Origin of the sequence: Streptomyces sp. NPDC001903, from assembly GCF_042891345.1 — a bacterium.
Lineage (GTDB): Bacteria > Actinomycetota > Actinomycetes > Streptomycetales > Streptomycetaceae > Streptomyces.
The window spans coordinates 138752-152063 of record NZ_JBIASZ010000010.1; the positions used below are offsets into that span (position 1 = coordinate 138752).

Sequence of the window (13312 nt, forward strand, 5' to 3'; positions counted from 1 at the left end):
GCCGGTGGGCCCGTACTCCGCGCTGGAGTACGGGCCCACCGGCGCATCTGGCTCAGGGGGCGTACTTGTAGCCCACGCGGCGCACGGTCTGGATCGCGCCGCGGTGCGCCGCGCCCAGCTTGCGGCGCAGGCGGGCGACGTGGACGTCCACGGTCCGGCCGTCGCCGACGTGGCCGTAGCCCCAGACCGTGGTCACCAGCTGGTCCCGGCTGTGCACCCGGTGCGGGTGCGCCACCAGGTGGGCCAGCAGCTCGAACTCCAGGTACGTCAGGTCGAGTACCCGGCCGTCGACCTCGGCGGTGCGCTGGGCGGCGTCGATGCGGACGAGCTCGTCCCCGGCGACGGCGGCGGCCGCGGGGGCCGGGGGCTGCGGCTGGGGAACGGACTGCGGGGCGAAGGCGATCGGCGGCAGATCGTCCGATCCGGCCGGTACGAGGACCAGGTAGCCGACCATCGGCGGCTGGCCCGGCAGCGCCGGCACGGCGTGCTGCGGCGCGGGCAGCCAGGTGGCTCCGGGCGGCAGCAGGTCGACGACGCGGGCGACCTCGTCGCGGTCCACGGCGCGCAGCCGGTGGCGCGGACTGGGCGGATAGGCGAGGGGCACGGTCGCAGCGGTCGCGGCGGAGGCGGCAGAGGTCAGGGAACGGGTGTGAGACATGAGTGGTCAGCTCTTTCACGCGAAGTGGCCGGCAGGAGACGTACGTACGTCATCGCGTACCGCGCGGACCGAAGGCCTCGGGGAAGCTCTGTTGGCGGATCCCGAAAGGCTTTAGAGGGTCGGCGCGTTCTCCGTGCGGCAACACACCCGGTCGAAATCGTGATCCTGACGGGAGGGCCAGAACGGCTCGAGGTCGCTGCGACCGTTCGAGGGGTGCGAGTGGCTGGCCATGGGCGCCATTGAAGCAGATGTGGGGGACCCGGGGCATACCCCGTCTCAATCAGTGGAGCGGAATCTCAAATTCCGCCATGAGCCCTCCAGCGGACCTCCGGTAACCCCAACGCGCGACGCCCGCCGGGCCACTGGGGCTCTCGGCGGGCGTCGCGCGTCATGTGTCATGCGTCGTGCCTGCGGGGCGGGCCGGGTCTCAGACCAGGCCCTCCTTCTTCAGGCTCGTGCAGCAGGTGTCCACGATGAGGCGGGTCACCACGTACGGGTCCACGTTCGCGTTCGGGCGGCGGTCCTCGATGTAGCCCTTGCCGTCCTTCTCCACCTGCCACGGGATGCGGACCGAGGCGCCGCGGTCCGAGACGCCGTAGCTGAACTCGTTCCACGGGGCGGTCTCGTGCAGGCCCGTCAGGCGCTCGTCGATGCCGGCGCCGTAGTTCTTGACGTGGTCCAGCGGCTTCGAGCCCTCGCCCAGAGCCTCGCACGCCGTGATGATGGCGCGGTAGTCCTCGCGCATCGCCTTCGTGGAGAAGTTGGTGTGCGCGCCCGCGCCGTTCCAGTCGCCCTTCACCGGCTTCGGGTTCAGCGTCGCCGAGACGTTGAAGTCCTCGGCGGTGCGGTACAGCAGCCAGCGCGCGATCCACAGCTGGTCCGAGACCTCCAGCGGGCCGACCGGGCCGACCTGGAACTCCCACTGGCCGGGCATGACCTCGGCGTTGATGCCGGAGATGGCCAGACCCGCGGCGAGGCAGTGGTCCAGGTGCTTCTCGACGATCTCGCGGCCGAAGATCTCGTCGGCGCCGACACCGCAGTAGTAGCCGCCCTGCGCGGCCGGGAAGCCGTTCACCGGGAAGCCGAGCGGCCGGGTGCCGTCGAAGAAGGTGTACTCCTGCTCGATGCCGAAGATCGGCTCCTGGTCCCCGAACTGCTCGGCGATCGGACGCAGCAGCGCGCGGGTGTTCGACTCGTGCGGGGTCATGTCGATGTTCATGACCTCGCAGAGCACGAGGACGTTGTCGCCGCCGCGGATCGGGTCCGGGCAGGAGAACACCGGCTGGAGCACGCGGTCCGAGGCGTGGCCCTCGGCCTGGTTGGTGCTCGATCCGTCGAAGCCCCAGATCGGCAGCGCCTCGCCGTCGGCCAGGATCTTCGTCTTGGAGCGCAGCTTCGCCGTCGGCTCGGTGCCGTCGATCCAGATGTACTCAGCCTTGTAGCTCACGGGCCCCATCCTTCGGTGCGTCGCTCCGGCGCAGACTCTGCGGGTACTGCGTTGCGGGTGCTGTGTTCGTCGTGCCGCGTTTGTCGTACTGCGGTGCGTTGCGGTGTAGACCGCAGCGTGCCCGCTCGCGATTTCTCTTCCGTTGCCCGTGTGTGAACCCCGTGTTACCGAGGTTTACGCCGCAGGTCGAGCGGGTTGTGCGGGTTGGTGGCAGCACACCCGTCCGAGTGGGGCAGACTGAGCAGGTGAGCATTTCGTACGATTTGACCTCGGCCGATGGCCCCACGGACTCCCCCCGCCTGCCGGCCCGCCCCCGGGTCGGCCTGCTGGGCACCGGCCCCTGGGCCCACCGCACCCATGCCCCCGCCCTGGCCGCGCACGCCGGCTCCGAGTTCGCCGGAGTGTGGGGCCGCCGCCCCGAAGCCGCCGCCGAGCTGGCCGACGCGTACGGCGTGAAGGTGTACGAAGACCCCGACGCGCTGTTCGCCGACTGTGACGTCGTGGCCTTCGCCCTGCCGCCCGACGTCCAGGCCCCGCTGGCCGTCCGGGCCGCCGCCGCGGGCTGCCAACTCCTGCTCGACAAGCCCGTCGCCACGACCGCCGAGGACGCGCACGCCGTGGCCGACGCCGCCGACCGGCACGGCGTCGCCTCCGTCGTCTTCCTCACCCTGCGCTTCGCCGAACCGGCCGCCGGCTGGGTCGCCGAGCAGGCCGGCCGCTCCGGGTGGTTCACGGCGAGCGCCCACTGGCTGGGCGCCGTGTTCCCGCCCGACGGCGCGCCCAGCGCGTACGCCGCCTCGCCCTGGCGCAAGGCCAAGGGCGGGCTGTGGGACGTCGGCCCGCACGCCCTGTCCGTCCTGATCCCGGTCCTCGGCGACGTCACGTCCGTCTCCGCCACCCGCGGCCCCTCCGACGTGGTCCAGCTCGCCCTGCGCCACGCCTCGGGCGCCGCCAGTACGGCCGTGCTCAGCCTGGGCGCGCCGACGGCGGCGGCCGGGGTGGGGCTGGAACTGCGCGGGGCGGAGGGGGTCTTCTCGCTGCCGAACTGGACCGACGTGCCGGGCGCCTACGGCCGGGCCCTCGACGCCCTGATCGCGGCGGCCCGCACCGGCGTACCGGACCCCCGCGACGCCCGGTTCGCCGCGCGCCTGACGGAAATCCTGGCGGAGGCGGAGTCCCTGCTCCCGGAGTGAGGGGCCGGGGCCCGGCGGGCGGTGCTACTTGATGACCGCGTTGGCCACGATGATGGCCAGGCCGATGGTGGCGTCCGCCATGCCGATGAGCAGGGCCGAGGCGAGCCGGTAGCCGACGCGGAGGGCCACGAAGGAGCCCCACGCGAAGAGCAGCGCGGTGTTCAGGCCGAGTCCGACGGCGGTCACCGCGGAGGAGTCCCAGTGGGTGAACGCCGAGAGGATCAGGAGCAGGACGGTGGGAAGAGTGGCCACGATCATCGGCCACTCGTTCCACAGTGCCCGGGAGAGCACCCGCCACCGGTGGGCGGCGGAGCCGCCCTGATGGCTGCTCATGTGGTGCGAGTAGCCGTGCGCGAGCGCGGCCGCGCCGGCGGTGACCAGGACCCAGCTGGCGTCGTAGAAGGGGGTGGACTCCCCGCCCGCCTGATCGAGCGCGGCGAGCAGGCCGGACGCGAGCACGGTCCCGTAGACCCCGCCGAACATCCAGTCGGCGCCCCGGCGCGGCGGGGGGAGGTGGGGCCCGGGGAGGTGCTGCCGGTCCTGTGCGTCCGGGCCGTCCTGCCGGCCTTGTCGGCTCTGCTGGTCCTGCCGGGTCTGCTCGTCGGTCATCGTGGTCCCTTGCTGCGATCCCTTTGGTGCGGTGAATCCCTTTTGCTTGGTTTCACACCATATGGGGTGGCAGGGTGAGACCGAGATGAGGAACGGGCGCGGGCGGCCGGGTCAGGGGCGGCGCGACAGCGCCTCGCGGACCGCTTCCTCCGAGCGGCCGACGACCGCCGTGCCGTCCTCCGCCGTGATGATCGGGCGCTGGATGAGCTTCGGGTGCGCCGCCAGGTGGGCGATCCAGCGCCCCCGGGCCTCGTCCGTCTCCTCGCGCGGCAGGTCCCGTACGCCGGTCTCCTTCGCGAGCGGATCCGAGGTGCGCGTGATGTCCCACGGCTCCAGGCCGAGCCGGCCCAGGACCTCGCGGATCTCGGCTTCGGACGGTACGTCCTCCAGGTAGCGGCGCACCGTGTACTCGGCGCCTTCCGCGTCCAGCAGGGTCAGTGCGCTGCGGCACTTCGAGCAGGCGGGATTGATCCAGATCTCCATGGCCCCCAGCGTAGGGGGAGCCGTGCGGGAGCCCGTCTGGCCAGGGGCTTTTGTCAGTGGTCCCCGGTAAAATCGAGGGAGAACGACAGGAAGCCAACTACCGTTTGGGAGGCTGTAGATGGCCACTGCCACGACCATGGGGCCCGTCAAGAAGAAGCCGCTGCCGGCGGGCCTGCCCCGCGAGTGGTACGAGAGCCACAACCGCCGTCTGAAGGCGATGCGGCTGGCGATATCCCTGCTCGACTCGGGGACGTACGACGCCCGCCGCGCCACCAACCGCAAGATCCGGACGATGGCGGTCCGCACGGGCATCCACCGCCCGTCGAACGTCACGTGCAAGATGGTCCGCGCCTTTATCATCAGCAACGGAGCCTGAGCCCCGCACCCCGGCGTCCGGCCGCCCGTCGGCCGGACGCCGGTCGGGGTACGCTCCCGGGGCCCGGGGCCCGGGGCCCGGGGCTCAGGCCTCCGGCAGGGACAGGACCAGGAGGGCCACGTCGTCGCCGGGGCCGCCGGCGGTGAACTCCAGCAGGTCCTGCCACACCGCCTCGACCAGGCCCGCCGGGTCCGTTTCCAGGGCGGGGAGCCGGGCCGCCAGGGGGTAGAACTCGCCCGCCGCGTCCCGGGCCTCCGTCACCCCGTCCGTGTAGGCCAGCAGGCGGTCACCGGGCAGCAGCGGTACGTCGACCGCCACCGCGAGGTCCGGCCCGGCCAGCCCGAGCCCCAGCGGAGGGCCCGGTTCCACAGTCGGCTCCGAGACGGTGGAGGCCCGCAGCAGCAGCGGCGGCGGATGCCCGCACGAGACGATCCGTACGAGGTCCAGCCCGGGCGCGAACTCCAGCAGCAGCGCCGTCGCGAAGAGCTCCGGCTGCTCCCCCGATCCGTCCGGGGAGCCGGCCGATCCGGCCGATCCGGGCGAGTCGGCCGCGCCGGCCGCGACCGGGGTGTCCGCCGCGCCCGCCGTGTCCGCGAGCAGTCTGCGGTCCAGTCGGGCCGCCACCCCCACCAGCTCCTTGTCGTCCAGCACCCCCTCCCGGAAGGCGCCGAGCAGCGCGGCCACCGTGCCGACGGCCGCCAGGCCGTGCCCCTGCACGTCCCCGACCAGCGCCCGTACCCCGTACGGGCCGACCCGTACGTCGTACAGGTCGCCGCCGACCAGGGTGCCGCGCTGGGCGGCCCGGTACAGCCCGGCACAGCGCACTGCTCCGACCCGCACCGGTACCGGCGGCAGCACGGCCAGCTGGGCTGCCTCCGCGACGGTCCGCACGCTGACCAGCTGCGCGTCGCGCCGCCGCCGGACCCAGGCGATGACCACGCTCAGCAGAGCGATCACGGCCACGGTGGCCAGATCGGCGCCCTGGGCGTGTCCGACCCCGAGCGAGGACACGCCGAGCAGCAGCAGCACGATCCCGGCGAAGACGGCGGTGCCGGCCGCCCCGTACGCGAACGCCGCGACCGGGGGCAGGCCGGCCAGGAAGTAGCCCAGCTCGATGTCGCCCGGGGTGATGCCCTGTGCCAGCACCAGCACCACCAGGGCCACGGGCGGCGCGATCCGCGCCCAGCGCGGTGGCGGCTTCCCGTGCAGCCAGCCAGGCTCCTCCCGTCGGCGTCTCACCCCTCCACCCTGGTACGCGGGCGGGGGGCGCGCACGCCGGACCGGCCCGCCGGGTGGCCCTGCGGGGTCCCGGCGCCGACAGTGGTCCCGTGACGGATGCGGATGCGGATGCGGGAACCGGCGGCGGGCCGGGCGGGCGGGGCGGGCCGGGAGGGTCGCGCGGGTCGGGCGCGGTGGAGCAGAGCGCGGAGATCGGCTCGCGGCTGAACTGGCTGAGGGCCGGGGTGCTCGGCGCGAACGACGGGATCATCTCCACCGCCGGGCTGGTGGTGGGCGTGGCCGGGGCCACCACCTCGCGCGCGTCGATCCTGGCGGCGGGGGTGGCCGGACTGCTGGCGGGCTCGCTGTCGATGGCCGCGGGGGAGTACGTCTCGGTGAGTTCCCAGCGGGATTCGGAACGGGCCGCGCTGGAGACGGAGCGGCGGGAGCTGGCCGAGGAGCCGGAGGCGGAGCTGGCGGAACTGACCGGGCTGCTGGAGGCCAGAGGGCTGAGCCGGGACCTCGCGCGGGAGGCGGCCGTACAGCTCACGGAGCGGGACGCGCTGAAGGCCCACGCGCGGGTGGAGCTCGGGATCAACCCCGACGAGCTGGTGAACCCCTGGCACGCCGCGTTCGCGAGCCTGGTCGCCTTCACGGTGGGCGCGCTGCTGCCGCTGCTGGCGATCGTGCTGCCGGGGCCGTCGGGGCGGGTGCCGGTGACGGTGGCGGCGGTGCTGGCGGCGCTGACGCTGTGCGGGGTGATCAGCGCCCGCCTGGGCGGAGCCCCTCCCGGCCGGGCGATCCTGCGCAACGTCATCGGCGGCGCCCTGGCGATGGCCGTCACGTACGGGGTCGGCACCTGGATCGGCACGTCCTGACCGCGCCGCGCCGCGGGCCGTCGGGGCGGGGGGAGCGTGCGCCGGGGAGCGGAGCGGCATCATGGGGGCATGCGCATTGCGATCACCGGGGCGAGCGGGCTCATCGGGCAGGCACTCGTGCGGTCCCTGCGGGCGGACGGGCACGAGGCGGTGCGGTTCGTACGGCGTACGCCGGCCGCACCCGACGAGGCCGAGTGGGACCCGCGGCGCGGATACGTGGACCCCGCGGGGCTCGCCGGCTGCGGGGCCGTCGTCCACCTCGCCGGGGCCGGGGTCGGCGAACGGCGGTGGACCGCCGCGTACAAGAAGGAGATCCGGGACAGCCGGGTCGCGGGGACCGCGGCCATGGCCCGCGCGATCGCCGCGCTCGACGTGCCGCCCGCCGTCTTCGTCTGCGGCACCGCCGTCGGCTACTACGGGGACACCGGAGACCGCGCCGTCGACGAGCACGCCCCCGCCGGGCAGGGCTTCCTCCCCGAGGTCTGCGTCGACTGGGAGGCCGCCGCCGCCCCCGCACAGCTGGCCGGCGTACGGACGGTCTTCGCCCGGACCGGACTGGTCGTCGCCGCCGAGGGCGGGGCCTGGGGCAAGCTGTTCCCGATCTTCAAGGCCGGCCTCGGCGGCCGGCTCGGCAACGGCCGCCAGTACTGGTCCTTCATCTCCCTGCACGACGAGATCGCCGCCCTGCGGCACGCCATCGACACCCCCGGGCTCTCCGGCCCCCTCAACCTGACCGCCCCCGAGCCGCTGACCAACCGCGAGGTCACCGCCGCGATGGGCCGCGTACTGCACCGGCCGGCGGTGTTCGCCGTACCGGCCCCCGCCCTGCGCGTCGTGCTCGGGGAGTTCGCCGGGGACGTGCTCGGCAGTCAGCGGGTGCTCCCCTCCGGGCTGTTGGAGTCCGGCTTCACCTTCCGGCACCCGGGGATCGAGGAGTCGATCCGGGCCGCGCTGGCCCGATAGCCCCGGGCCCGATAGCCCCGGGCCCGTCCGCCCCGGGCCCGCCCGCGGCGGCCGCTTCGCCCCGGCCCCTCCGTACGGGCCCTCCGTACCGGCCCCTCCGCCCCGGCCCGCGGCCGGGTCTTCGCCCCCCGTGCGACCGCCTGTGACCCGGATGCGACCGGTGTGCGACCGGAGTTGGCCGTAATACCCCACCGAACTCGGGTTCCCCTGGAGCCCGTTGGGGGAAGGAGGATTCCCACACAGCCGCGCCGACCTCGGGGAGGGGCACGTGCTCACCAGCTCGCACCGCACCGCACAGCACGCGGACGTCGTCATCGTAGGAGCCGGAGTCTCAGGACTCGCGGCGGCGCACCACCTGATCGCGGCAGGAGTCACGGTCACCGTCCTGGAAGCCGCGGACGATCCCGGCGGCCGGATGGCCACCGAGCACGTCGACGGATTCCGCCTGGACCGGATCGGACAACTGCTCAACACCTCGTACACGGAGCTCGACCGCACCCCCGGACTGGCCGGCCTGGTCCTGCGGCCCTTCGCGCCGGGGGTCCTCGTCCACACCGACGGCCGGCAGTCGCGCGCCGGGGCGCTGACCCCGGCCCGTGCGCTGGCCAGCGGATCCTTCGACCAGGCCCGGCTCAGTGCCTACCTGGGCCGGCTCGCCGCCCTGCCGGTGGAACGCGTACTGGCCCGCCCCGAGCGCACCGCGCTCGCCGCCCTGCGCTCCCGGGCCCTCGGCGCGACCCTGCGCCCGCTGCTCAGCGCGCTGCTCCGCGATCCGGAGCTCACCACCTCCAGCCGGGTCGCCGACCTGGCCCTGCGCACCTTCGCCCGCGGCCGGCTCGCCGTGCCCGAGGGCGGGGCCGCGGCCCTGCCCGAACTGCTCGCCGCCACCCTGCCGCCCGGCACGGTGCGCACCGGGGTCCGGGTCCGGTCGGTGGCGACCAAGCTGGTCACCACCGAGGAGCACGGGGACTTCAGCTGCCGCTCCGCCGTCCTGGCCACCGGCGCGCGGGCCGCCGCCGAACTGCTGCCGGGGCTGCGGGTGCCGGCGTTCCACGAGGTCACCGTCATCCACCACGCGACCTCCGCCCCGCTCCCGTGGGACGGCTCGCTCCTGCTCGACGGCGATCCGCGCTGGCCCGTCGCCCACACCGCCGTGATGAGCGCGGTCGACCCGACGCGGGCCCCGGCCGGCCGGAGCCTGGTCACCACGACCGTGCTCGGCCCGCCGCCGCCAGCCCGTACGGTCGCCTCGCGCCTGGCCCGGCTGTACGAGACCGGGACCCGCGACTGGGAGCTGCTGGCCGTCCACCACGCCCCGGAGGCCGTTCCGGCGATGCCCCCGCCGTACGACCTGCGCCGCCCGGTCCGGGTCCTGGCCGGGCTGTACGTGTGCGGGGACCACCGCGACTCCAACACCGTCCAGGGGGCCCTGCACTCGGCCCGCCGCGCCGCCACCGCCGTCCTGCGCGACTTCGGCGTCCGGCTGCCGGCGAGTGCGGAGCCCGCCGTCCGGGCGGTGGCCTGAGAACCACCACGGACCGGGCCCGGTTCCCCCGCGGAACCGGGCCCGCCCCCGTCCCCTCACGCGCTCACGACAGCGCCGCCACCCGGTCCCGGTAGGTCCGCACCGCCGAGGCGTCCCGGTACGGCTCCAGCCGCCGCTCGAAGTCCCGTACGTACTCCACCGCCCGCACCGACCGCATCTCCATCGCCTGCTGCGCCGCCTCCGCGCCCAGCGCGCACGCCTGGTCCAGCTCGCCCAGCCCCAGCCGCGCCGTCGCCAGCACCACCCGGCAGAACAGCCGCGAGCGGGCGAAGCCGGGCGCCCGCAGCTGGAGCGAGCGCTCCGCGTGCTGCGCCGAGGCCCGGTACTGCTGCAGGTCCCGGTGGCAGTGCCCGAACTCGTCCGCCAGCTGCCCCTCGTCGAACAGCCGGGCCCAGTGCGGTACGTCGTCGCCCGGCCGGGCCGCGCCCAGCGCCCGCTCGGCCCGCACCAGCGAGGCCGTCGCCGCCCGGACCTCGCCCAGCACCGCGTGCCCGCGGGCCTCCGCCGAGTGCAGGAGCGCCTGCACCACCGGCGGCGGCCCGGAGCCGACGCCCTGCTGCGCGACGCGGGCCAGCTGCACCGCCTCCCGGCCGTGGCCGAGGTAGACCGCCTGCCGGCTCATGGTCACCAGCACGTACGAGCCGTACGGCCGGTCCCCGGCCGCCTGCGCAAGCCGCAGGGCCTGCACGAAGTAGCGCTGGGCGAGCCCGTGGGCGGCGATGTCGTACGAGGTCCAGCCCGCGAGCCGGGTCAGGTCGGCCGCCGCCGCGAAGAGCCGGCGCCCGGTGGTCTCCCCGTACGTGCCGCGCAGCATCGGCTCGGCCTCGTGCTCCAGGTAGCGCACCAGGGCCTGCCGGGCGTGCCCGCCGCCGTAGGTGTGGTCCAGGGTGCGGAACAGCTCGCTCACCGAGCGCAGCGCCGCGATGTCCCCGCCGGTCACCCGCTGGCCGGGCCCCCGGTCGATCTGCCGCTGCCTCGGCACCGAGCCGCGCCCCTGCACCGGCACGCGGGCCGCCGCCGCGACGGCAGCGGCGGCGGCCGCCGGATCCGCGCCGCGGCCCACGCGCTCGTCGGCGCGCCCGATGAGCCAGTCCCGGCTGGGTACGACCAGCCCGGCGGGGGTGAACGCGATCTTCCGCAGCTCGGCGTGGGAGCCGGAGTCCTTGCGCCACAGCCCGCTGGCGATGTCGACGGCCTCCTCCGGGGTGGCCGCGAACTCCAGACCGGCGTAGACGGGCGCGCAGGCGTCCAAGCCCAGGTCCTGCGCGGAGAGCCGGCGGCCCAGGCGCCGGGTGAAGACCTCGGCGATCAGCGCCGGGGTGGTTCCGCGCGGCTGCTGCCCGCGCAGCCACCGGGTCACGGAGGTCTTGTCGTACCGCAGATCGAGACCGTGCTCCAGGCCGAGCTGGTCGACGCGCCGGGCCAGACCGGCGTTGGAGAACCCGGCTTCCGCGATCAGCGCCGCGAGCTGCCGGTTGGGGACGCGCTGGGCAGGTCGTTCCGTCATCGGCTCCACGGTTTCCTGACGTGACGGACCGGAGTCCCGGCCCTGTGAACGGCGTGAATGTAGCGGCGAACTCCGCTCATGCCGCCCCCTCTGTCCCACATTCATCCGATCGTGTGCAGAATCGGTAGGGCGCTTTACGGACTGACCCCCTCCGTCCGCGTACGCTGCGCGACATGACCCGCAGGCCCACCCGGGCGGAGCCCTCCGCCGACGACACCGCACGACTGCCCGCACCGCTGCCCGCGCCCGAGCTGACCGAGGCCGAGTGCCGGCGGTGCGGCACGTACATCGCCGGGCTGGACGGGCGGTACGCGTGCGGCGTGTGCGGCTGGGTCAACGACCACTCCGAGGGTCACCGGCGGCTGCCGACGGCCGACGAGGACCCGGACCGGCCGGTGGCCCGGAGCCGGTCCCGGCGGCCGAGGCCGCTGCCTCCCGGCCCCGCCGAGCCCTCGTGGACGGGCCACTGAGGGGGCGAGATCCGGCCGCCGTACCCTTGGCTGGTGCGATACGTGCACACGGCAGGTTCAACGAGGAGGCGCTGCGGTGGCTGAGCTTGGGTTTGTCCATCTGGGCTTCGGACCCGATTACGTCGAGTACACCCAGGCCTGGGAGGAGCAGCGGCGGGTCCACGCCGCGCGCTTCGCGGACGAGATCGGCGACACCTGCCTCCTGCTGGAGCACCACCCCGTCTACACCGCCGGGCGGCGCACCGCCGAGAGCGAGCGCCCGCTGGACGGCACCCCCGTCGTGGACGTGGACCGCGGCGGCAAGATCACCTGGCACGGCCCGGGCCAGCTGGTCGGCTACCCGATCATGAAGCTGCCCCGGCCGGTCGACGTCGTCGCGCACGTGCGCCGGCTGGAGGAGGCGCTGATCCGCACCGCCGCCGAGTTCGGCCTGGAGACCACCCGCGTCGAGGGCCGCTCCGGGGTCTGGGTCCTCGGCGACCCCGTGGAGGACCGCCCGAAGGTGGGCGGACTCTCCCTCGACCTCGACCCGCGGCTGGCGGACGAGGAGTTCGACCCGCGCCTGAACGGCCCCGAGTACGCCCCCTCCAACGCCGGCCAGCGCCGCGAGGACCGCAAGCTGGCGGCGATCGGCATCCGCGTCGCCAAGGGCGTCACCATGCACGGCTTCGCGATCAACGTGAACCCGGACAGCACCTGGTTCGACCGGATCATCCCGTGCGGGATCCGGGACGCCGGTGTGACCTCGCTCTCGTACGAACTGGGCCGCGAGATCACCATCGCCGACGTGCTGCCGGTCGTCGAACGCCACCTGAAGGACGTACTGGAGCAGGCGGAACCGCGGCCGCGGGAGATCGAGCCCGCAGTCGGCTGACGGCCGGGGGAATGCGGCCGGTCACCGCCAGGTTGGCCGACGTAAGAGCGTATGAAATTACGGGCGTACCCTGGTGGGCGCCGAAGAATCGAAGTCACAGGGAGCCGGTCGTGTCCGCAGTCGCACCCGACGGACGCAAGATGCTGCGCCTGGAGGTCCGTAACAGCCAGACCCCCATCGAGCGCAAGCCCGAGTGGATCAAGACCCGGGCGAAGATGGGTCCCGAGTACACGAAGATGCAGGCCCTGGTGAAGGGCGAAGGACTGCACACCGTGTGCCAGGAAGCCGGTTGCCCCAACATCTACGAATGCTGGGAGGACCGCGAGGCCACCTTCCTCATCGGCGGTGACCAGTGCACCCGGCGCTGTGACTTCTGCCAGATCGACACGGGCAAGCCCGAGGCCCTGGACCGGGACGAGCCGCGCCGCGTCGGCGAGTCGGTCGTCACGATGGACCTGAACTACGCCACCATCACCGGCGTCGCGCGCGACGACCTGGCCGACGGCGGTGCCTGGCTGTACGCGGAGACCGTGCGCCAGATCCACCAGCAGACGGCGGGCCGCGAGGGCGGCCACACCAAGGTCGAGCTGCTGGCCCCGGACTTCAACGCGGTCCCGGAGCTGCTGGAGGAGGTCTTCGCCTCCCGCCCCGAGGTCTTCGCGCACAACGTCGAGACCGTGCCCCGGATCTTCAAGCGGATCCGCCCCGGCTTCCGCTACGAGCGCTCGCTCGACGTGATCCGGCAGGCCCGTGCCTACGGCCTCGTCACCAAGTCCAACCTGATCCTGGGCATGGGCGAGGAGCGCGAGGAGGTCTCGGAGGCGCTGAAGGAGCTGCACGAGGCCGGCTGCGAGCTCATCACCATCACCCAGTACCTGCGCCCCTCGCCGCGGCACCACCCCGTCGAGCGCTGGGTGAAGCCGGCCGAGTTCGTGGAGCTGGCGAAGGAGGCCGAGGAGATCGGCTTCTCCGGCGTGATGTCGGGCCCGCTGGTCCGCTCCTCGTACCGTGCGGGGCGGCTGTACACGCAGGCGATGGAGAAGCGCGCCACGGTGTGACGCGCCTTACCGCACGGACTGTGTGAACTCAC

14 protein-coding genes are annotated in these 13312 nt (G+C 74.0%); 8 read left to right on the forward strand and 6 right to left on the reverse strand.

Going from position 1 to position 13312, the window contains the following annotated elements; genetic code table 11:
• Nucleotides 1-52: 52 nt before the first annotated feature.
• Both ACFYZS_RS22770 and glnII read right to left on the reverse strand, forming a co-directional pair.
• Nucleotides 53-658, reverse strand: coding sequence for a winged helix-turn-helix domain-containing protein (locus ACFYZS_RS22770; RefSeq protein ID WP_389015489.1), 606 nt, complete (start codon nucleotides 656-658; stop codon nucleotides 53-55).
• 427 nt (nucleotides 659-1085) lie between these two features.
• Complete coding sequence (gene glnII, locus ACFYZS_RS22775) at nucleotides 1086-2105, reverse strand: glutamine synthetase (RefSeq protein WP_389015492.1); 1020 nt, start codon at nucleotides 2103-2105, stop codon at nucleotides 1086-1088.
• A gap of 263 nt (nucleotides 2106-2368) precedes the next feature.
• Between glnII and ACFYZS_RS22780 the strand changes: the two genes are divergently transcribed.
• A complete protein-coding gene (locus tag ACFYZS_RS22780) occupies nucleotides 2369-3298 on the forward strand; it encodes a Gfo/Idh/MocA family protein (protein ID WP_389015846.1) in 930 nt (309 codons plus the stop codon).
• Between the two features lie 24 nt (nucleotides 3299-3322).
• Here the strand turns inward: ACFYZS_RS22780 and ACFYZS_RS22785 are convergent, their stop codons facing one another.
• Both ACFYZS_RS22785 and ACFYZS_RS22790 read right to left on the reverse strand, forming a co-directional pair.
• The gene (locus ACFYZS_RS22785; RefSeq protein ID WP_389015495.1) at nucleotides 3323-3907 is read right to left on the reverse strand and encodes a hypothetical protein; all 585 of its coding nucleotides are present in this window, start codon (nucleotides 3905-3907) and stop codon (nucleotides 3323-3325) included.
• Nucleotides 3908-4018: 111 nt separating this feature from the next.
• Complete coding sequence (locus tag ACFYZS_RS22790; protein ID WP_389015498.1) at nucleotides 4019-4390, reverse strand: ArsC/Spx/MgsR family protein; 372 nt, start codon at nucleotides 4388-4390, stop codon at nucleotides 4019-4021.
• Between the two features lie 118 nt (nucleotides 4391-4508).
• Here ACFYZS_RS22790 and ACFYZS_RS22795 point away from each other — a divergent pair, with 118 nt between their 5' ends.
• Nucleotides 4509-4766 (forward strand): hypothetical protein, encoded by a 258-nt coding sequence (locus ACFYZS_RS22795; protein WP_030291668.1) that lies wholly within the window; start codon nucleotides 4509-4511, stop codon nucleotides 4764-4766.
• Between the two features lie 84 nt (nucleotides 4767-4850).
• Here ACFYZS_RS22795 and ACFYZS_RS22800 read toward each other — a convergent pair whose 3' ends face one another.
• Complete coding sequence (locus ACFYZS_RS22800) at nucleotides 4851-6005, reverse strand: PP2C family protein-serine/threonine phosphatase (protein ID WP_389015502.1); 1155 nt, start codon at nucleotides 6003-6005, stop codon at nucleotides 4851-4853.
• 173 nt (nucleotides 6006-6178) lie between these two features.
• Here ACFYZS_RS22800 and ACFYZS_RS22805 point away from each other — a divergent pair, with 173 nt between their 5' ends.
• The 3 genes from ACFYZS_RS22805 (at nucleotide 6179) to ACFYZS_RS22815 (ending at nucleotide 9350) form a co-directional block, all read left to right on the forward strand.
• Nucleotides 6179-6862, forward strand: coding sequence for a VIT family protein (locus tag ACFYZS_RS22805; protein WP_389015848.1), 684 nt, complete (start codon nucleotides 6179-6181; stop codon nucleotides 6860-6862).
• A gap of 69 nt (nucleotides 6863-6931) precedes the next feature.
• On the forward strand, nucleotides 6932-7825 hold the full coding sequence (locus ACFYZS_RS22810; protein WP_389015505.1) for a TIGR01777 family oxidoreductase: 894 nt from the start codon (nucleotides 6932-6934) through the stop codon (nucleotides 7823-7825).
• A 268-nt stretch (nucleotides 7826-8093) separates the two neighbouring features.
• On the forward strand, nucleotides 8094-9350 hold the full coding sequence (locus tag ACFYZS_RS22815) for an FAD-dependent oxidoreductase (RefSeq protein WP_389015508.1): 1257 nt from the start codon (nucleotides 8094-8096) through the stop codon (nucleotides 9348-9350).
• Nucleotides 9351-9414: 64 nt separating this feature from the next.
• Here ACFYZS_RS22815 and ACFYZS_RS22820 read toward each other — a convergent pair whose 3' ends face one another.
• On the reverse strand, nucleotides 9415-10878 hold the full coding sequence (locus tag ACFYZS_RS22820; RefSeq protein WP_389015511.1) for a regulator: 1464 nt from the start codon (nucleotides 10876-10878) through the stop codon (nucleotides 9415-9417).
• A 173-nt stretch (nucleotides 10879-11051) separates the two neighbouring features.
• On the opposite strand from ACFYZS_RS22820, the gene ACFYZS_RS22825 reads away from it, so the two are divergent.
• The 3 genes from ACFYZS_RS22825 (at nucleotide 11052) to lipA (ending at nucleotide 13280) form a co-directional block, all read left to right on the forward strand.
• Nucleotides 11052-11348: a hypothetical protein gene (locus tag ACFYZS_RS22825; protein ID WP_389015513.1), complete on the forward strand. Its 297-nt coding sequence runs from the start codon at nucleotides 11052-11054 to the stop codon at nucleotides 11346-11348.
• Between the two features lie 76 nt (nucleotides 11349-11424).
• On the forward strand, nucleotides 11425-12222 hold the full coding sequence (gene lipB / locus ACFYZS_RS22830) for a lipoyl(octanoyl) transferase LipB (protein ID WP_389015516.1): 798 nt from the start codon (nucleotides 11425-11427) through the stop codon (nucleotides 12220-12222).
• Between the two features lie 110 nt (nucleotides 12223-12332).
• Nucleotides 12333-13280, forward strand: coding sequence for a lipoyl synthase (gene lipA, locus ACFYZS_RS22835; protein WP_389015519.1), 948 nt, complete (start codon nucleotides 12333-12335; stop codon nucleotides 13278-13280).
• Nucleotides 13281-13312: the final 32 nt, after the last annotated feature.